This is a genomic window from Amycolatopsis sp. NBC_01307 (genome assembly GCF_035975215.1).
Classification (GTDB): Bacteria; Actinomycetota; Actinomycetes; order Mycobacteriales; family Pseudonocardiaceae; genus Amycolatopsis.
On the sequence record NZ_CP108403.1, the window covers coordinates 3,864,592 to 3,882,045 of the forward strand.

Annotated in this window: 17 protein-coding genes; 11 read left to right on the plus strand and 6 right to left on the minus strand. The window is 72.7% G+C overall.

Annotated features, from left to right (window positions below):
* Positions 1–119 precede the first annotated feature (119 nt).
* Positions 120–1,058, minus strand: coding sequence for an alpha/beta fold hydrolase (locus tag OG439_RS16170; RefSeq protein WP_326950176.1), 939 nt, complete (start codon positions 1,056–1,058; stop codon positions 120–122).
* An 84-nt stretch (positions 1,059–1,142) separates the two neighbouring features.
* Between OG439_RS16170 and OG439_RS16175 the strand changes: the two genes are divergently transcribed.
* Entirely contained in the window at positions 1,143–1,763 is a 621-nt protein-coding gene (locus OG439_RS16175) for a TetR/AcrR family transcriptional regulator (protein ID WP_326950177.1), read from the plus strand.
* On the opposite strand, the gene OG439_RS16180 is transcribed toward OG439_RS16175, so the two are convergent.
* The 3 genes from OG439_RS16180 to OG439_RS16190 all read right to left on the minus strand — a co-directional run bounded on the left by OG439_RS16180 (position 1,753) and on the right by OG439_RS16190 (position 4,880).
* On the minus strand, positions 1,753–2,697 hold the full coding sequence (locus OG439_RS16180; protein WP_326950178.1) for an NADP-dependent oxidoreductase: 945 nt from the start codon (positions 2,695–2,697) through the stop codon (positions 1,753–1,755). The genes OG439_RS16175 and OG439_RS16180 overlap by 11 nt on opposite strands.
* Positions 2,698–2,770: 73 nt before the next feature.
* Complete coding sequence (locus OG439_RS16185; RefSeq protein ID WP_326950179.1) at positions 2,771–3,640, minus strand: helix-turn-helix domain-containing protein; 870 nt, start codon at positions 3,638–3,640, stop codon at positions 2,771–2,773.
* Positions 3,641–3,830: 190 nt separating this feature from the next.
* The gene (locus tag OG439_RS16190; RefSeq protein ID WP_442792308.1) at positions 3,831–4,880 is read right to left on the minus strand and encodes a DUF5914 domain-containing protein; all 1,050 of its coding nucleotides are present in this window, start codon (positions 4,878–4,880) and stop codon (positions 3,831–3,833) included.
* 155 nt (positions 4,881–5,035) lie between these two features.
* Here OG439_RS16190 and OG439_RS16195 point away from each other — a divergent pair, with 155 nt between their 5' ends.
* From OG439_RS16195 to OG439_RS16235, 9 genes are all read left to right on the plus strand, one after another.
* On the plus strand, positions 5,036–6,121 hold the full coding sequence (locus OG439_RS16195) for a polyprenyl synthetase family protein (RefSeq protein WP_326950181.1): 1,086 nt from the start codon (positions 5,036–5,038) through the stop codon (positions 6,119–6,121).
* Positions 6,118–7,632, plus strand: a complete 1,515-nt coding sequence (gene crtI / locus OG439_RS16200) for a phytoene desaturase family protein (RefSeq protein WP_326950182.1) — start codon at positions 6,118–6,120, stop codon at positions 7,630–7,632. The genes OG439_RS16195 and crtI overlap by 4 nt, the downstream gene beginning before the upstream one ends.
* Positions 7,629–8,576: a phytoene/squalene synthase family protein gene (locus OG439_RS16205; RefSeq protein WP_326950183.1), complete on the plus strand. Its 948-nt coding sequence runs from the start codon at positions 7,629–7,631 to the stop codon at positions 8,574–8,576. Before crtI ends, OG439_RS16205 begins: the two co-directional genes overlap by 4 nt.
* A 1-nt stretch (position 8,577) precedes the next feature.
* Positions 8,578–8,925 (plus strand): lycopene cyclase domain-containing protein, encoded by a 348-nt coding sequence (locus OG439_RS16210; protein ID WP_247052368.1) that lies wholly within the window; start codon positions 8,578–8,580, stop codon positions 8,923–8,925.
* Positions 8,925–9,242, plus strand: coding sequence for a lycopene cyclase domain-containing protein (locus OG439_RS16215; RefSeq protein ID WP_442792309.1), 318 nt, complete (start codon positions 8,925–8,927; stop codon positions 9,240–9,242). The genes OG439_RS16210 and OG439_RS16215 overlap by 1 nt, the downstream gene beginning before the upstream one ends.
* Positions 9,239–9,958, plus strand: coding sequence for a class I SAM-dependent methyltransferase (locus tag OG439_RS16220; RefSeq protein ID WP_326950184.1), 720 nt, complete (start codon positions 9,239–9,241; stop codon positions 9,956–9,958). Before OG439_RS16215 ends, OG439_RS16220 begins: the two co-directional genes overlap by 4 nt.
* Positions 9,955–11,508 (plus strand): FAD-dependent oxidoreductase, encoded by a 1,554-nt coding sequence (locus OG439_RS16225; protein WP_326950185.1) that lies wholly within the window; start codon positions 9,955–9,957, stop codon positions 11,506–11,508. The genes OG439_RS16220 and OG439_RS16225 overlap by 4 nt, the downstream gene beginning before the upstream one ends.
* Positions 11,480–11,911, plus strand: a complete 432-nt coding sequence (locus OG439_RS16230; RefSeq protein WP_442788203.1) for a hypothetical protein — start codon at positions 11,480–11,482, stop codon at positions 11,909–11,911. Before OG439_RS16225 ends, OG439_RS16230 begins: the two co-directional genes overlap by 29 nt.
* Before the next feature lie 222 nt (positions 11,912–12,133).
* The gene (locus OG439_RS16235; protein ID WP_442792336.1) at positions 12,134–13,339 is read left to right on the plus strand and encodes a PP2C family protein-serine/threonine phosphatase; all 1,206 of its coding nucleotides are present in this window, start codon (positions 12,134–12,136) and stop codon (positions 13,337–13,339) included.
* A 3-nt stretch (positions 13,340–13,342) separates the two neighbouring features.
* On the opposite strand, the gene OG439_RS16240 is transcribed toward OG439_RS16235, so the two are convergent.
* Together OG439_RS16240 and OG439_RS16245 are read right to left on the minus strand one after the other, a co-directional pair.
* Complete coding sequence (locus tag OG439_RS16240) at positions 13,343–13,741, minus strand: ankyrin repeat domain-containing protein (RefSeq protein ID WP_326950188.1); 399 nt, start codon at positions 13,739–13,741, stop codon at positions 13,343–13,345.
* A 12-nt stretch (positions 13,742–13,753) separates the two neighbouring features.
* Positions 13,754–15,997 (minus strand): catalase, encoded by a 2,244-nt coding sequence (locus tag OG439_RS16245; RefSeq protein WP_326950189.1) that lies wholly within the window; start codon positions 15,995–15,997, stop codon positions 13,754–13,756.
* Positions 15,998–16,294: 297 nt separating this feature from the next.
* Here OG439_RS16245 and OG439_RS16250 point away from each other — a divergent pair, with 297 nt between their 5' ends.
* Positions 16,295–17,437, plus strand: coding sequence for an AI-2E family transporter (locus tag OG439_RS16250; RefSeq protein WP_326950190.1), 1,143 nt, complete (start codon positions 16,295–16,297; stop codon positions 17,435–17,437).
* The last annotated feature ends 17 nt before the right edge of the window (positions 17,438–17,454 follow it).

The following is a 17,454-nucleotide window of genomic DNA, read 5'->3' on the forward strand; positions in this document are numbered from 1 at the left end:
ATCGCGGCCGCTTCGGCTCGGCGGCGTGTGAACGGTTCAGGCTTGGTGCCGTTCGTGTCCGCTCTCACGCCGCTCCGCCGAAGAACCCCTTGCTACCACTCACGAGCGGCGCGAAGGTGTCAGCCGTGCGACGCGACCGCTTTCGGTTTGCCGGCGAGGAAGTTCTCCAAGATCTCGGTGAATCGGGCCGGCTGTTCCTCGGCGACGTAATGTCCGCAATCGTCGATGACCACCTCGGTGACGTCGTCGGCCGCCAGTCGCATCGTGTCGGCTACCAGAGCGCCGCAGTACTGGGCGCCGCCGATGGCCAGCACCGGCGTTGTCAGCCGGGTTTTCTTGCGCTGCTCGTTCTGCGCGATCGTCTCGTCCAACGCCCGGTAGTACCCGAAACTCGCCCGCAGGCCGCGCGGATCCGCGACGATCGCGTCGACGTAGACGTCGACGGCGTAGGCGGGGATCGTGGCCGGGGTGGCGCCCTTCGTGGCGAACTGGTGGCCGAAGAAGAGCGGCTCCCGTCCCCGGACCAGTTCCTCGTTGAGGTCGGTGAGCCGGTTGAAGCCGAAGTGCCAGAGCCGCTGGTTGGCCGCGGCCGTGCCGAAGACCGGCGGGGCCGGCGAGAGGCCGGGGATGATCGCGTCGACGACGGTGAGCCGGCCCACCCGCTCGGGGTGGTCGGCGGCGAGGGCGTATCCGGTCCACATGCCGACGTCGTGGCCGACGACGTCGAACCGGTCGTGCCCGAGCGCGGCCATCAGCGCGACCAGATCGGCGGCCAGCGTGCCGGTGTCGTAACCGTCGTCGGGCTTGTCGGAGAGCCCGGCCCCGCGCGAGTCGACGGCGACGACGGTGTGCTCGCGGGCGAGCGCGGGCATCACTTCCCGCCAGGCGTACCAGGTCTGGGGCCAGCCGCCGACCAGCAGCAGCGGCGGGCCGTCCCCGCCGGTGACCGCGTGCAGCCGCAACCCGTCCAGCTCCACGAGCCGGCTGGTGAAGACGTCGGTGAATCCCGCGGGCAGCCGCAGCGAGTTCAAGTGTGTCGTGGCGGCGGCCGGGCTCATCTTGGAACGATCGGTGCAACTTGTCATGCCGGTGACCATACGCATCTTGAACCGATCGGTGCAAGATGTGTAGGCTGACCAACCATGGCGGGCCGCAAGCAATTCGACGTGGACGAGGCGTTGCGACGCGCGATGCACGTCTTCTGGCGCTGGGGTTATTCGGAAGCCTCGATCGACCGCCTGACCGAGGGCACGGGCCTGGGCCGGAGTTCGCTCTACAGCACCTTCGGCGACAAGAGCACCCTCTTCCGGAAGGGCCTCGAGCGGTACGCGCAGACCTACCACCCGCTGTACGGCCGGGCACTGGCCGGCCCCCACCCGAGCCCGAGCGCCGTCGTGGCCGCCTACCTGCAGGTCACCCTGAACCGCATCGCCGACCCGACGGTCCCGGACGGCTGCCTGATCACGATGTCGGCAGCGCAGTTCCCGGCCCTCGACGCGGAGAGCCAGGCGATGGTCCGCGCCATGATCGACGGTTTGCGGGCGATGCTGGAGCAGGCGATGCTCGCGGCGGGGGCCGACGAGCAGGAGGCGGCGGAGCTGGCGTTGTGCGCGCTCGCGACGAACAAATCCCTGGCCGTGTTGAGCCGTGCCGGCTTCTCGAGCGAAGACCTGGCGACGGTTGCCGCGGGCGCCGCTCGTCTCCCCGGGAGAGCAGGGGCCGGTCCCGGCCGTTCCGGATCAGGGGAGGATGTCAGGCGGTAGCCGGGATGACGACGACCTTGCCGTGCACCGCGCCCTCGGCGGCCCGTGCGTGCAGTGCCGGCAGCTCGGACAGCGGCACCCGCTCGGCGACGTCGACACGCAGCTCGCCGCGGTCGACCAGCGCCACCAGCTTCGCCAGCTGCCCGGCGTCGCTGCGGACGAACAGGTCGATGCCGCGCACGCCGCGTTCCTCATCGGCGGGAGCGGGCATCCACACCGTCGTGTTCACCACGACCCCGCCCGGCTTGACCAGCGTGACGAGCGCGGCCAGCTCCGCCGGGTCGACCGGTGCGAGGTTGAGCACGACGTCGACCGGCTCGGTCACCGCCGCGGTCACCCCGGTGGTGGTGTGGTCGACGACTTCGTCGGCGCCGGCCGCCTTGACCGCGTCGCCGCTGCGCGGGCTCGCCGTGGCGATGACGTGGGCTCCGGCGCCCTTGGCCAGCTGCACGGCGTAACCCCCGACCGCGCCACCGGCGCCGTTGATCAGCACGCGCTGCCCGGACTTCAGTTCGCCGTGGTCGAACAGCGCCTGCCACGCGGTCAGCCCCACCAGCGGCAGCGCGGCCGCGTCGGCGAGCGGGACGCCCTTCGGTGCGGGCGTGAGGACCCCGGCCGGCGCGAGGACGTACTCCGCGGCGGCGCCGTCGCCGTCCATCGGCAGGAACCCGACGACCTCGTCGCCGGCCCGGACGCCGGTTACGCCCTCGCCCAGCGCGTCGACCGTGCCGGCGACGTCGATGCCAGGCGTGTGGGGCAGCTCCACCGGGATGGGGCCCTGCATGAAGCCGCCGCGGATGTTGCCGTCGACGGAGTTGAACGACGTCGCGGCGACCCGGAGCCGGACCTGCCCGGCGCCGGGAACCGGCTGCTCCGCGTCTTCGTAGCGCAGGACGTCGGGGGCGCCGTACTCGTGGAAACGCACTGCCTTCATCGGAGTTCTCACCTTTGCTGGGTCCGGTGTTCCTTGATCCACACGGACCTCAGGATCGTGGCAACGGGGCCGGTCAGCCTGGGCCGGTTTGGCCCACCTTGACCACGGCCGGCCCGCCCGAGGTGCGGACGACCTCGTCGAGCCGGGCCGCGTCGGCCGAACCCGGTACCGCGGTGAGGACCACCGCCATCAGGCCGTCGCCGGGCACCTCGAGCAGGGCGCCGTCGAGCGTGATGCCGCCGCCGTCCGGGTGCCGGAACACCGCCCGGTTCTCGTAGGCGGAGACGGTCTTCGGCGTGCGCCACAGGGTGTCGAACGGACGGCTGGTGCTCCGCAGCTCGTCGACCAGCTCGGCGAGCGCCGCGTCGGCCGGGTACCGCAGGTACGTGTCACGCAGCCGGGCGGCGAGCACGGCCCGGAAACCGGCCTGGTGCTCCTCGGCGCGAGCGATCTCCTCGCGCGCGTCGCAGAACGTGCGCCACGCGACGTTCCAGTCCCGGGCGGACCCGGCCGCCGCCCCGCCGCCGAGCGCCATCCACGCACCGTTGACGGCGACGACGTTCCACGCCGCGTCGGTCAGGAACGCGGGGGTGCCGGCGAACCGCTCCAGGAGCCGCAACGCCGCCGCCCCGGCTTCGCGCGGCACCTGGCCGTCGACCGCGGCGTACCCGGCGAGTGCGCAGAGCCGCTCGTAGTCCGCCCGGCCGACCCGCAGCGCGCGGGCGATGGCGGTCACCACGCCGGCCGACGGATGACGCCGGCCCTGCTCCAACCGCCGGATGTAGTCCGCGGACACCCCGGCCAGCTCGGCCAGCTCCTCCCGGCGCAGTCCGCGGACCCGCCGCCCGTTGGTCCGCAGTCCGCCGACCGGCAGCCCGGCGGCCGCGGGCTCGGTGTGCTCGCGCAACCAGCGGACCGCGGCGCCCAGATCGGACAGGGACATGGCCCAAGTCTGCACCAGCGGGTGACCAGCCTGCTCCGGCACGCGGTCGAGCAGCAGCTGCGCGAGGCCTCAGCTGCGTGCAGTTCCGGCTGCCGGCCCGCCTCGGCGACTCGCCGGCGGGCAGCCACCGCATGACCGACGGCGTCGTCCAGGTTTCACAAGAACTGAGTGCGAGAGGGCTGCGCGTCGGTCAGCTCGGTCGTTCGCCCGCGGCGCGCAGTGCGTACCGGCGCTCGGCGTAGGCGAGGTCGTCACGCCACAGCCGTTTCGCCGTGTGGCGCATGAGCGGGCGGATCGCCGGGGCCAGTTTCGTGGCCACGGTGAAGCCGGGGCGCTCGGACGCGGCGATCGTCGCTTCGATCACCGCCGTTCGCGGACGGCCGTCGAGCCCGGGGCCGAGGGGTGTCGCGTGGGTCTCGACGACGCTCCCGGTGCCTTCGCCCGCCACGATGCGCATCACGACCGTCCGCGGCTCGGGGCAGGTGAACTCCGCGAGCACCGGGACTCCCCAGTGTCCGGCGAGGCGGAAGGTGACTTCGACCAGGAACCGGTCCTCGTCATCGGGGACGTCGGTGCCCTGGGGCGCCTCCAGCACGCGCAGACGGGTGAACGAGTAGGGATGGAACCACGCGCCGTGCCAGGGGTCGAGCCGGTTGGCCACGACGTCCTCGGGCTCGCAGATCCCGGTCACGGTGGCGACGGCGTCGATGCCGGCGGCGCCGGCCGGCCGGACGGGAACCACCGGCCGGTCGGACGGCTGTTCGCGCCCGGCCGAGTCGAGCCGGGCCCACACGAGCACGCCGTCGTCGTGCGCCGGGACGGGCGCCCAGGCGCCGCGGCTATCGCCGTCGAGCCGGAGACCGTGCCACCGGCAGACCAGCCCACCCCGGTCGACGCGGGCCTCGGCCAGCGGCGCGCCCAGGTGCGGGCAGGCGCCGGGCCCGATGCGGACGCTGCCGTCCTCCTTGCGCCACGCGACGAGTTCCCGCCCGGCGATCGTCACGCCGAAGGGCCGGTCGGTCCGCACCGATCGGCTCGCCCCCACGACGAACCAGTTGCCGGACGGCCGCGCGGACGCGCGCTTGCCCGCCGCCTCGATCACCGCGGGCGGGCAGTCGCGGTAGGTCGGTTCCTGTCGCGCCCAAGGTGGTTCACGGAAGGGTTGGACTGGCCACCGGCTCGGCCACCGCCGGATGATTCGCTGGGTGACGCTCACCAGGCCATCGTGACCGACGCGCATCGATCCCGCAAACGCGCCGGCGATTCGCGCGCTTCGCCACGAGTCGCGGGTTTATCCGCTCCCTGTCAGGGTAAAGCCAGCGAGAACCCCTGTGGACGGTGGCAGTGCCGACATCGATCACGCAGCTGCTGCGCCCGGCGGAAGAAGGAACCCGGATGACCGTGATCCCCCACACCGCCACCGCGCCCGCGGTTTGGCTGGACGCCCTGCGCCACCGCTGCGCGGCCGACGTCCACCGCTTCGTCACCGAAAGGGCCGGGGAACACTTCACCGGCTGGGCCGCCGAGACGCCGGCCGCCACCGCGTTGCCGGAGTTCGTGGCGGGCGGCAAGTTCCTCCGGCCCCTGTTCGCCTACGCCGGCTGGCGCTGCGGAGAAGGCGAGAACGACGCCGCACTGCGCGCCGTGGCGAGCCTCGAACTGCTGCACTGCTTCGCGTTGGCTCAAGACGACGTCATGGACGGCTCGGCGCGGCGGCGCGGCCGGCCCGCGCTGCACGTGTCCTTCGCCCGGTGGCACGAATCCGCCGGTCTCGGCGGTTCCGCCGCGCGGTTCGGCGAATCGGCGGCGATCCTGGCCGGTGACCTGTTCCTCGTCTGGTCCGAACAGATGCTGCGGGAGAGCGGCTTGGGGGCCGACGTGCTGGCCCGCGGCTGGCCGGTGCACGACCACCTGCGGTCGGAGCTGGCCGTGGGCCAGCTCGGCGACCTGATCAACGACGCCCGCACCCTGCCGTCGTGGTCCGACGTGCTCGACGTGATCCGCCGCAAGTCCGGCAACTACACCGTCCGCCGCCCGCTCGAGTTCGGCGCCGCCCTGGCCGGCTGCGACACCGACGTCATCGACGTTCTCGGCACCTACGGTGAGCTGATCGGCGAGGCCTTCCAGTTCCGCGACGACCTGCTGGGCGTCTTCGGCGACCCGGCCGTCACCGGCAAGCCCGCGGGCGACGACCTGCGCGAGCGCAAGGCGTCCAGCGTCGTCGTGCTCGCCGCGGAACTGGCCGGCGACCGGCAGCGCCGGGAACTGGACGACCTGCTCGCCGCCGACGCCGTCGACCCGGCCGCCGTCGCACGCTGGCAGCGCCTGATCACCGCCACCGGCGCGCGTGACCAGCTGGAGAAGCTCATCGACGACCGGGTCCACCGCGCGCTCGAAGCGATCGACCTCGCCGGCCTGCCGGACCGGCCGGCCGCCGCGCTGACCGCGCTGGCGGTCCGCTGCACCGAGCGGGTCCGATGAGGACGGTGACCGGCCGCACCGACCGGATCGTGGTCGTCGGCGCCGGGCTGGCCGGGTTGTCCGCGGCCCTGCACCTCGCCGGGCGGGGACGCTCGGTCGTCGTGGTCGAACGCGATCCCGGCCCGGGCGGGCGCGCCGGGCGCGTGGTCCGCGACGGCTACCACCTCGACACGGGGCCGACGGTGCTGACCATGCCGTCGATCCTCGCCGACACCTTCGCGGCGGTGGGCGCCGACCTGACCGCACACGTGCGGCTGACCCGGCTCGACCCGGCCTACACCGCGCGGTTCGCCGACGGTTCGGTCCTACCCGTGCACTCCGACGCGGACCGGATGACCGAGGCCGTCCGGGCTTTCGCCGGGCCGGCCGAGGCGGCGGGGTACCTCAGGTTGCGGAGCTGGCTGACCCGGTTGTACCGCACGGAGTTCGACCGGTTCGTCGCCGGCAACACCGACTCGCCACTCGGCCTGCTCTCCCCCGACCTCGCGCGGCTGGTGGCCATGGGCGGGTTCCGGCGGCTGGACTCCCGGATCGGCTCCTTCCTGCGCGACGAACGCCTCAAGCGGGTCTTCACCTTCCAGGCGCTCTACGCGGGAGAGTCGCCGATGCGGGCGCTCGCGCTGTACGCGGTCATCTCCTACATGGACACCGTGGGTGGCGTGTACTTCCCCGAGGGCGGCATGGCCGCCGTGCCCCGGGCGATGGCGAACGCCGCCGCCGACGCCGGGGTGGAGTTCCGGTTCGGCGTGTCCGTGACGTCGCTGGAGCGCCGGGGGTCCCGGATCACCGGCGTCCGCACCGCCGACGGGGACCGGATCGGCTGCGACGCGCTCGTCCTGACCACCGAACCCCACCGGAGCTACGAGCTGCTCGGCCGCGTGCCGCGCCGGCCGGTTCCGCTGCGTGCCGCGCCGTCGGCCGTGGTGCTGCACGCCGGTGGCCCCGGCGACTGGCCGGTCGGGCACCACACGATCTCCTTCGGTGAGGGCTGGACGTCGACGTTCCGCGAGCTGATCACGGACGGGCGCACGATGAGCGACCCGTCTCTGCTGATCACCCGCCCGAGCGCCACCGACCCCGCACTCGCCCCGGCCGGGCGGCAGCTGTTCTCGATCCTGGCGCCGGTACCGAACCTCCGGCGGCTGCCGCGGGACTGGGACAGCGACGCCGGCCCGTACGCCGAGGAGATCCTCGACCACGTCCGCGCCCGCCTGCTGCCCGGTTTCACACCCGAGATGTCGTACACCCTGAGCCCGGCCGACTGGCGGCGTCGCGACATGGTGGCCGGCACGCCGTTCAGCTACGCGCACTCGTTCGTCCAAACCGGACCGTTCCGTCCGCGGAACCTGCCCCCGGGAACGGAAAACGTCGTGCTCGCCGGCGGCGGGACCGTGCCGGGGGTCGGTGTTCCCACGGTGCTGATCTCCGGCAGGCTGGCCGCCGACCGGATCACCGGGACTCCGCGGGCCACCACCGGCACCGTCGATCTCGCCTCGGAGGCGGCCCGATGACGCGCCGCGAACTCGACGCCGCCGGCATCACCGAGCCGGACCTCCGCCGCGCCTACGGGCGCTGCCGCGAGATCAACGCCCGGCACGGCCGGACCTACTTCCTCGCCACCCGCATGCTCTCCCCCGCCCAGCGACCGGCCGTCCACGCGCTCTACGGGTTCGCCCGCCGCGTCGACGACCTGGTCGACGAACCGCAGCCCGGCGCCACCCCGGACGGTCTCACGGCCACGCTGCACGACGTCGAACGGAAGTTCCTCGCCGACCTCGCCGCCGGGCGCAGCGAGGACACGCTGCACACCGCCGTGATCGACACCGCGACCCGCTACGACATCGCGGACTCGTACTTCCGCGCCTTCTTCGCCTCCATGCGGATGGACCTCACCGTCACGGGCTACCCGACCCGGGCCGCCCTCGACGAGTACGTGCACGGTTCGGCCGAGGTCATCGGCCTGCAGATGCTGCCCGTCCTCGGCACCGTCGTGGCCGCGGCGGAAGCGGCGCCGCACGCCGCCGCGCTCGGCAAGGCGTTCCAGCTGACGAACTTCCTGCGCGACGTCGCCGAGGACCTCGACCGGGGCCGCGTGTACCTGCCGGCGGACGAACTCGCCGCGGCCGGCGTCGACCGCGACCGCCTCGCCTGGTGCGCCACCACCCGGCGGATCGATCCCCCGGTCCGGCGGGCGCTCGCCGACCAGGTCGCGCGAACCCGCCGGATCTACGCCGATGCGCGGCCCGGCATCGGCATGCTGCACCCGGCGTCCAGGCCCTGCGTGTGGACGGCGTTCACGCTCTACGGCGGCATCCTCGACCGCATCGAGGCCGCCGGGTACAACGTCTTCGCCGGACGCGCCCGGGTGCCGCGGCACCAGCGCCTGTTCGCCGCCTGCGACGCTCTCGTGCGAGCCCGGTGGGCGCGGCACCGGCACCCGGTGGCGGTGGGCTGAGGTGGGCAAGGTGGAGTACCTGCTCGTCCTCGGCGCCTGCGTCGTCGCGACGCTGCCGCTGGAACTGGCCGGGGCCCGGGTCTACCGCAGGCCGCGGCGGCTGGCGCGGGCGGTGCTGCCGGTCGCCGCGGTGTTCCTGGTCTGGGACGCGATCGCGATCGCCACGGGCGTGTGGGACTTCGACCCGGCCTTCGTCACCGGTCTCCGGGCCCCGCTGGGCATCCCGCTGGAAGAGGTGCTGTTCTTCGTCGTCGTCCCGGTCTGCGGGCTGCTGACCTACGAAGCGGTGCAGCTGACCGGAAGCCTGCTCGGCCGGCTCCTGCGCAACCGGCACCGGGTGTCCCGCTGATGCCGTGGGGCTACACGGTTCCCGCGGTCGCCGCCGTGCTCGCCGTGGTCGTGCTGGAGCTGCTGGTGCTGCGCACCGGGCTGCTCCGGCGGCCCGCCTACTGGGTCACGATGGCCATCGTGACCGCCTTCCAGGTCCCGGTCGACGGCTGGCTCACCAAGCTGTCCGCACCGATCGTCCGGTACGCCCCCGGTGAAATCACCGGCTGGCGGTTCCCCTGGGACATCCCCGTCGAAGACTTCCTCTTCGGCTACGCCATGGTCACCGCGGTCCTGCTGCTGTGGGAACGCGGGAAGTCCCGAAAGGACACTGCATGAACCCGCTGCCGGGCAACGGTCTTCCCCGCGCCGAGGTACCCGCCGCGTTCGACGCCGGGGCCGCCGCCTACGACCGGCTCGTCGGCGCCAACCCGGGCTACCACCGCCACCTGCGCATCTCCGCGCGGCGGCTCGGGCTGCCCGGCCGCGGCGCCGGGGCGCGTGTGCTCGACGCGGGCTGCGGCACCGGCGCGTCGACCGCGGCGCTGCTCGCCGCCGCGCCGCACGCGCGCGTCACCGCCATCGACGCGTCCGCCGCGATGCTCGCCCAGGCCCGCGCGAAGACGTGGCCGGAATCGGTCGAGTTCCACCACACCCCCGTCGAGGAGCTGGCGGGGGTCCACGGCCCGTTCGACGCGGTCTTCGCGGCGTACCTCCTGCGCAACCTCGCCGATCCCGACGCGCAGCTGAAGACCTTGCACGGCCTGCTGCGCCCGGGCGGCCGCATCGCGGTGCACGAGTACTCGGTGCGGGACTCCCGGCGCGCCCGCTGGGTCTGGAACGCGGTGTGCGGCGCGATCGTGATCCCCGCGGGCCGGCTCGCGACCGGCGACGCCACGCTGTACCGGCACCTGCGCCGCAGCGTGCTGGCCTTCGACGGCGTGGGTGAGCTCTGCGCCCGCCTCGCCGACGCCGGGTTCACCGACGTCCGCACCGGCACGATGACGGGCTGGCAGCGCGGGATCGTCCACACCGTGCTGGGGACCCGCGCGTGATCCCGGGCCGCGACCGCCGGCTGGAGACGTACCCGGCCCACGGCGGGCTCCCCGACGCCGGCCTCCTCGGCCGGCGCCCCCGGGCCGCGGTCGTCGGCGGTGGCATCGCCGGGCTCACCGCGGCGACCGGGCTCGCCGAGCGCGGCGTCGAGGTCACCGTGTTCGAACGCGAGCGGCACCTCGGCGGCCGGGCCGGCGGCTGGGACGAGCGCCTGCCGGACGGCACCGCGGTGACCATGAGCCGCGGGTTCCACGCCTTCTTCCGCCAGTACTACAACCTGCGCGCGTTGCTCGCCCGCACCGACCCCGGCCTCGATCGGCTCACCGAGGTGCCGGACTACCCGCTCGTCGACCCGCACGGCCGCACCGACACCTTCGCCGGCCTGCCGCTGACGCCGCCGTTCAACGCGCTCGCGTTCGCTCTGCGCAGTCCCACCTTCACCGCGCGAGACCTGGTGCGCCTCAACGGACCGCGCGCGCTCCCCCTCGCCACCGTCAGCGTGCCGCGGATCTACGAGCAGCTCGACCACGTCGACGCCGCGACGTTCCTCACGGCCATCAACTTCCCCGCCGCCGCCCGGCACCTGGCCTTCGAAGTGTTCTCCCGCAGCTTCTTCGCCGACCCCGGCGAGCTTTCGGCCGCCGAGCTCGCGACGATGTTCCACCTCTACTTCCTCGGCTCCGCCGAAGGTCTCCTGTTCGACGTCCCTGCCGAGCCGTTCCCCCAGGCCCTGTGGGATCCCCTGGCCGGCTACCTCAGCGGCCTGCGCGCCGACATCCGCACCGGCGTCGCGGTGAGCGGCATCCGGCGGGAGGCCGCCGGGTTCCGCGTCGGCGACGAGGCCTACGACGCCGTGGTGCTGGCCTGCGACGTGCCAGGGCTTCAGCACGTCCTCGCCGGCTCCCCGGACCTGGGCACACCGGGGTGGCGCGCCACCGTCGAAGACCTGCGCACGGCACCACCGTTCCTCGTGCGGCGGCTCTGGCTCGATCGGCCGGTCCGGGCCGATCGCCCGGCTTTCCTCGGCACGGGCGGCCTTCCGCCGCTGGACAACATCAGCGTCCTCGAGCGGTACGAAGGCGAAGCGCGCCGCTGGGCCCGGCGCCACCGCGGTTCCGTCGTCGAACTGCACGCCTACGCGGCCGGTGCCGACACCGCCCGCGTCACGCGGGAGATGGACGAACGCCTGCACCGGATCTACCCCGAGACCGCCGACGCCGGCCTGATCGGCGAAGTCACCCTCGTCCGGCAGGACTGCCCGCTGTTCCCCGTCGGCGGCTTCGCGCGCCGGCCCACCGTCGGAACACCCGAGCCCGGCCTGGTCCTCGCGGGCGACGCGATCCGCGTCGACCTGCCCGTGGCGCTCATGGAACGGGCGGCCACCACCGGCTGGTGCGCCGCGAACACCCTGCTGCGGGGCTGGGGCCTGCTGGGGCACCCGCTGCGGTCGGTCCCGAACCGCGGGCGGATCCCCGTGCTCGAACGGCTGGTTTCCGGCCACGGCTTCCGGGGAAATCCCGATGATGGCCGACAATTCCGTACCCGATGAAGCCACCCTCGACGCCGTGGGCAAGGTGACCGAGGCCCTCGAGACGATCGAACGCGCACGGGGGCACCTCTACGCGTTCCACCAGCAGACGGGCTGGGCCGACCTCCTCTTCGGCGACGCGGTGGAGCGGCTCGAGAAGGCCGGTCACACGGCGTGGGCGGAGCGGATCCGCGAGGAGCTGATCGGGCTGAACGTGCTCCCCGATCGGTGGACGTTCCAGGTCGTCGAGGACTACGACGACGGCTACTACCGGACGTGCCGCGACCTGGAGCGTTCATTGCTGGCCGAGTTCACCGGAGGACGCCGTCACCTGCAGGAACAGCAGATGAAGGACGCCCGACGCACCCGTGGCCGTCCCGGTCACGAAGCCGGCCCGCCGAGCACTCCCCCGCCGGAGGTGTGAGCGAGCCGATGGTGGCCCGGCCCTGACGGCAGCGGACGGGGAGCCCACGATGCCCTCAGCTCGAACACGGCCGGGCCACCATCCGCGTTCTGGTACCCGCGGAGCCGGCCCACAAACGTGGTCCGGACCGTTCTGCCGGTTCGGCGGCGGGATGCCAAAGTGGAGGGTGTGACCGTGTCTCGCACGAAACCAGCTCCGGACGGGACACCTGCCGTACCCGGCCTGGCACAGGCTGGATTCGTCGCGTCACTGCGCCATCGTGTCCGCGCCGCGTGTGCGGAAGCCGGGATCCCCGTCGAAGACCGGGCCCGGCTGGTCCTGGCGGTCACCCTCCTCGCCGAACCCGTCCTCGGCACCGGCGGAACGGTCGGCCTCGAAACCGTCGTGGCCGATGGCGTGCTCACCATCGGCGTCCGGCTGCCGGAGCCGCTGCCGCAGCGGCGTCTCGACGACCTGCCCCAGCCGGCCGCCGTGGCGGACGGCGAACGCGTCACCTGGCGCCTGATCGCCGGTGATCACCCGGTCCCGGCGCCGGCCGACGACGAACTGGCGACCCGGCAGGAGATGCTCGCGCTGACCACCCGCGCGGACACGCTCGCCCGGGAAGAACGCGCGCTCAGGCACGAGCTGGCCGAAACCAACAGCGGCGTGCTCGCCATGTACGTCGAGCTGGAACAACGCGACGAACAGCTCCGCCACGCCCACGCCCGGATCTTCCAAGAACTGGAAGACGCCCTCCGGCCCCCACCACCCGCCGTCCCGGGGCTGGAACTGGGCGTCTGCTACTCCCCGACCGAACCGGACTCCCCCACCGGCGGCGACCTCTACGACTGGTTCGTCCTCCCCGACGGCCACCTGCACGTGACCCTGGTCGACGCCGTCGGCCACGGCGTCACCTCCACCAGGGACGCCCTCACCGTCACCCACGCCATCCGCACCCTCGCCCTGGAAGGCCACCCTTTCCGGGACCTGATCGCCCACGCCTCCCACACCCTCGCCCCGATCGCCCCCACCCTCATGGCGACCGTGCTGCTGGCCCGGATCGACCCCGCCACCGGCGCCACCCAGCTCGCCAACGGCGGCCACCCCGAACCCGTCCTCCTCGACACCGCAGGCCACACGCGGTACCTCCGCCCACCGGTCGTCGGCCGCGGCGTCGGCTTCCCCAACCCCGGCAGCCCGCGCCTCGTCGACCTGAACCTGGCGCCGGGGGCCACGCTGCTGCTCTACACCGACGGGCTCGTCGAATCCCGCAAAGACATCGACGAAGGCCAAGCCCGCCTGCTGGAGATCGCCCGCACGCACGCCGGCCGCCCGGCGACCGTCCTGCCGCGCGAGGTCGTCGCCCGGATGCACGACGTCGTTATCTACGCGGACGACACCGTGCTCCTGGCCATCCACCGACCCGCGGCCGACCTGCAGCGCTGACCGCTACCCGGGGTGCGGGACGAGCAGGGCCAGCATCTCCGGCAGGTCGAAGAAGCGGGCGATGTCGAGCGCGGACCGCGGGCCGAGGGCAAGATCGGCGCCCGCCGCCAGCAAGCAGGTGACGCTGCGCTCGGAGCGGCGGAACACCGCCGCTCCGAGCGCGGTCTGGCCCCGGTCGTTGACCCGTGCCGTGTCGGCACCCGCGTCGAGCAGCGCCCGCACCGTGTCCGGGTGGTCGTGGTACGCGGCCAGCACGAGCAGGGAGTCGCCGGCCTCGTTGGTGAGGTTCACCGGTATCCCGGCTTCGATCGCCGCCGCCAGCCGTCCGGTGTCGCCGGTGCGGGCGAGGTCGAACAGCGAGCGGAGGTAGTCGAGTTCCTCATCGGTGAGTGCTTCGGTCACGACCGGCCCTTCTCAGGAGATCGACGCGGGGAACCGCTCCCACACGCGGTGGGCTCCGAGCAGTTTCGTCGTCTTCGCCAGCACCGTCGCCGGGTCGTCGTCCAGGACGATCCCCGCTCCCGTGGCGCAGCCGGCGGCCTCGAGTGCGGCTTGGCCGCTGCCCCAGGCCCCGATCGCCTTCGCGTGGCGGAAGCACTCCTGGACGATCAGGACGACGCGGGGATCGACGGCGTCGTCCCCGGCGGGCAGCGCGTCCGCACCGGGCGGCGGGCTCCCCGCGAGCAGCAGGGCGTCGAATTCGACCGAACGCGCGGTGAGGAGGGTGCGCTGGGCGACCAGGCCGCTGTCGGCGTCGAGCGGTCCGCCGGTGGGCGCGATCAGCAACGGCACCATGCCTTCGGCGAGGATGGTCTCGCGGACCGTGCGCACCCCGTCGAGGTCGGTGGGGTCGACCACGATCCCGATGATGCGCCCGTCGGTCGGCCAGGTCCCGCCGATCTGGGACAGCGCGGGGCTCGGCGTGACCTTCTTGGGCCGTCCGCCGGTGGTCGGGGCGGGCAGACCGAGGCCCAGCGCCACCTTCTGGCACAGCTCACGGTCCACATTGGCCAGCACGAGCAGTTCGCGTTCCTTGATCGCCTGCTCGTAGCACTTGCCGAGCTCGAAGGTGAACGCCAGCACGACGTGCTGCTTCTCGATCGGCGAGAGGCTCAGCCAGAACAGCCTCGCCTGCGTGTAGTGGTCGGCGAACGACACCGGCGACTGCCGGACCTTCGCCGCCTTCGGCAGCGGCTGGGCGACCTCGATGAACGGCTTGGCCGCGGCACCGGCCTCGAACGGGTTACCGCCGTCGAGGGAGTTCGGCTTGTACGGGGCGACCCCGCCGTGGATCGCCTGCTGGTGGAAGCCGTCGCGTGTCATGTCGTTGACCGGCACGTGCGGGCGGTTGACGGGGATCTGGTTGAAGTTCGGCCCCGCCAGCCTGGTCAGCTGGGTGTCCAGGTAGGAGAACAGCCGCGCGTGCAGCAGCGGGTCGTCGGTGACGTCGATGCCGGGCACCAGGTTCCCGACGTGGAACGCGGCCTGCTCGGTCTCGGCGAAGTAGTTCGTCGTGTTGCGGTTGAGCGTCAGCATCCCCACCGGCTGCACCGGGGCGAGCTCCTCCGGGACCAGCTTCGTCGGGTCCAGCAGATCGATGCCCTCGAACGTCTGCCTCGGGGTGTCCGGGAAGATCTGCACGCCCAGCTCCCACTGCGGGTACGCGCCGGACTCGATGGCGTCGGCGAGGTCGCGGCGGTGGAAGTCCGGGTCGACGCCGTTGAGCAGCTGCGCCTCCTCCCAGACCAGGGAGTGCACGCCCAGCTTCGGCTTCCAGTGGAACTTCGCGAGCGCGGACTCCCCGTCGGCGTTGACGAGCCGGAAGGTGTGGACCCCGAAGCCCTCCATCGTCCGGTAGGACCGCGGGATCGCGCGGTCGGACATCTGCCACAGCACGTGGTGGGTGGCCTCGGTGTGGGTCGAGACGAAGTCCCAGAACGAGTCGTGCGCGCTCTGCGCCTGCGGGATCTCCCGGTCCGGGTGCGGTTTGGCCGCGTGGATGATGTCGGGGAACTTGATCCCGTCCTGGATGAAGAAGACCGGGATGTTGTTGCCGACCAGGTCGAAGTTGCCTTCCTGGGTGTAGAACTTCGTCGCGAACCCGCGGGTGTCGCGCACGGCGTCGGCCGATCCGCGCGAGCCGACGACCGTGGAGAACCGCACGAACACCGGCGTCTCGACACCGTCGCCCAGGAAACCGGCCTGGCAGACGTGCGAGGCCGTGCCGTAGCCGACGAACACCCCGTGCGCGCCGTAACCACGCGCGTGCACGACCCGCTCCGGGATGCGCTCGTGGTCGAAGTGCATGACCTTCTCGCGCAGGTGGTGATCCTGCAGCAGCGTCGGGCCGCGCTCGCCCGCCTTCAGGGAGTGGTCGGTGTCGGCCAGCCGGGCACCGGCCGTCGTGGTGAGGTACTCGCCCTGCTGCGCCATCGACGTTTTCGGGGCGCCGGTCGGCGCGCCCGTCGGGGTCACGGTCTCCGGCGCGTCCTGGTCCGGCTTGGGCGGCAGCGGCTCACGCGGGTCGATCGGTTCTTCGAGGGACGGCGTTCCGCTGCCGGGTGTACCGGGGATCGGGGGGTTCGTCAGCTCGGTGACCTTCTCGACCGCCTTCTCGAGTGCGGTCTTGACGAGCTTGCCGGGGGTCTTGCGGGCCACTTGCGTCCTCCTCGTGGTGGAAAGCTGAGGGATCAGGTACCCGCGAATCCGCCGGATAACCGGCGATGACCCGATCAAGTGCCGAATGACCCGCCCCGAGCCGGCCGAGTCCAAAAGGGACCGTCCGATGTCCCCGTGCCGCGGTTATCTCGTCGCAGGTGGGGTAACCACCCGGCCTGGCGTGATCGAGTGCCGATGGCCCGCCGTTCCCCGCGGCGAACCGTCCCGCCGTGACCGAGTAACGACCGCCGAAGTGGGTAACCAGGCGAACTCCAGTGAGCGCAGGGAGTCCGACGCATGCCCGAACCCGAAGACCGCCTTCCCGACGAGGCCCCGCACGACGGGGGTTCCTTCGCCGACGCGGAAGCCGCCGCGGCCGAGCTCAGCACCACGGCTCAGCCGCTGGGAGCGACCGGGGAACCGCTCAACCGGCGCTCCCCGTTCCTGATCGGCATGGCCGGCGCCGCCGGTGTCGCCGTGATCTACGCGCTCGTGCAGATCATCGCCGGGCTCCAGGACGTCCTCGTCCTCATCGGGCTCGCCCTGTTCCTCGCCATCGGCCTCGAACCCGCCGTCGCCTGGCTGACCCGGCACCGCTTCCCCCGCTGGCTCGCCGTCACCACCGTCTTCGTCGTCGGCCTGCTCGCCATCGGCGGGTTCCTCACCGCCGCGATCCCCGTCCTGGTCGAGCAGGCCACCCAGTTCGTCACGAAGGCGCCCGGTTACCTCCACGACGCCCAGAACCACAACACCGCCTTGGGCCAGCTCAACGAACGCTTCCACCTGCAACAGCAGCTGGAGAGCCTGGTCAGCGGCCCGGGCATCGGCAGCGGGCTGCTCGGCGCCGGCCAAGCCGTGTTCAGCGCCCTGACCAACGTGCTGCTGCTGGTCGTGCTGACCGTCTACTTCCTCGTCGACCTCCCCCGCATCCGCGCCGGCGGCTACCGGCTGATCCCGCACTCCCGGCGGCCGCGGGCCATCCTCATCGGCGACGAGATCTTCACCAAGGTCGGCGGCTACGTCCTCGGCAACCTGGCCATCTCGGTCATCGCCGGGGTGCTGACGCTGGTCTGGCTGCTGATCTTCGGCGTCCCCTACGCCGCCCTGCTGGCGATCGCCGTCGCGATCCTCGACCTCATCCCGGTCGTCGGGTCGGTCGTCGGCGGCGTGCTCGTCAGCCTGGTCGCGCTCACCGTGTCCCTGCCCGTCTGCCTGGGCACGATCGGCTTCTTCATCGGCTACCGGCTCGTCGAGGACTACGTCCTGGTGCCGCGGATCATCGGCGGCGCCGTCAAGGTGCCCGCGCTCATCACGGTCGTCGCCGTTATCCTCGGTGGGGCGCTGCTCGGCGTCGTCGGCGCCCTCGTCGCGATCCCGGTCGCGGCGGCGCTCCTCCTCCTCGTCCGGGAAGTCCTCTACCCGCGGCTCGACCGCACCTGACCGGAAGGACCTCCCGC

Excerpts from the sequence above, each read along its gene's own strand:
- OG439_RS16170 (WP_326950176.1), bottom strand. The coding sequence starts at position 1,058 with ATGAGCCCGGCCGCCGCCACGACACACTTGAACTCGCTGCGGCTGCCC.
- OG439_RS16175 (WP_326950177.1), top strand. The coding sequence starts at position 1,143 with ATGGCGGGCCGCAAGCAATTCGACGTGGACGAGGCGTTGCGACGCGCG.
- OG439_RS16180 (WP_326950178.1), bottom strand. The coding sequence starts at position 2,697 with ATGAAGGCAGTGCGTTTCCACGAGTACGGCGCCCCCGACGTCCTGCGC.
- OG439_RS16185 (WP_326950179.1), bottom strand. The coding sequence starts at position 3,640 with ATGTCCCTGTCCGATCTGGGCGCCGCGGTCCGCTGGTTGCGCGAGCAC.
- OG439_RS16190 (WP_442792308.1), bottom strand. The coding sequence starts at position 4,880 with ATGCGCGTCGGTCACGATGGCCTGGTGAGCGTCACCCAGCGAATCATC.
- OG439_RS16195 (WP_326950181.1), top strand. The coding sequence starts at position 5,036 with ATGACCGTGATCCCCCACACCGCCACCGCGCCCGCGGTTTGGCTGGAC.
- crtI (WP_326950182.1), top strand. The coding sequence starts at position 6,118 with ATGAGGACGGTGACCGGCCGCACCGACCGGATCGTGGTCGTCGGCGCC.
- OG439_RS16205 (WP_326950183.1), top strand. The coding sequence starts at position 7,629 with ATGACGCGCCGCGAACTCGACGCCGCCGGCATCACCGAGCCGGACCTC.
- OG439_RS16215 (WP_442792309.1), top strand. The coding sequence starts at position 8,925 with ATGCCGTGGGGCTACACGGTTCCCGCGGTCGCCGCCGTGCTCGCCGTG.
- OG439_RS16220 (WP_326950184.1), top strand. The coding sequence starts at position 9,239 with ATGAACCCGCTGCCGGGCAACGGTCTTCCCCGCGCCGAGGTACCCGCC.
- OG439_RS16230 (WP_442788203.1), top strand. The coding sequence starts at position 11,480 with ATGATGGCCGACAATTCCGTACCCGATGAAGCCACCCTCGACGCCGTG.
- OG439_RS16250 (WP_326950190.1), top strand. The coding sequence starts at position 16,295 with ATGCCCGAACCCGAAGACCGCCTTCCCGACGAGGCCCCGCACGACGGG.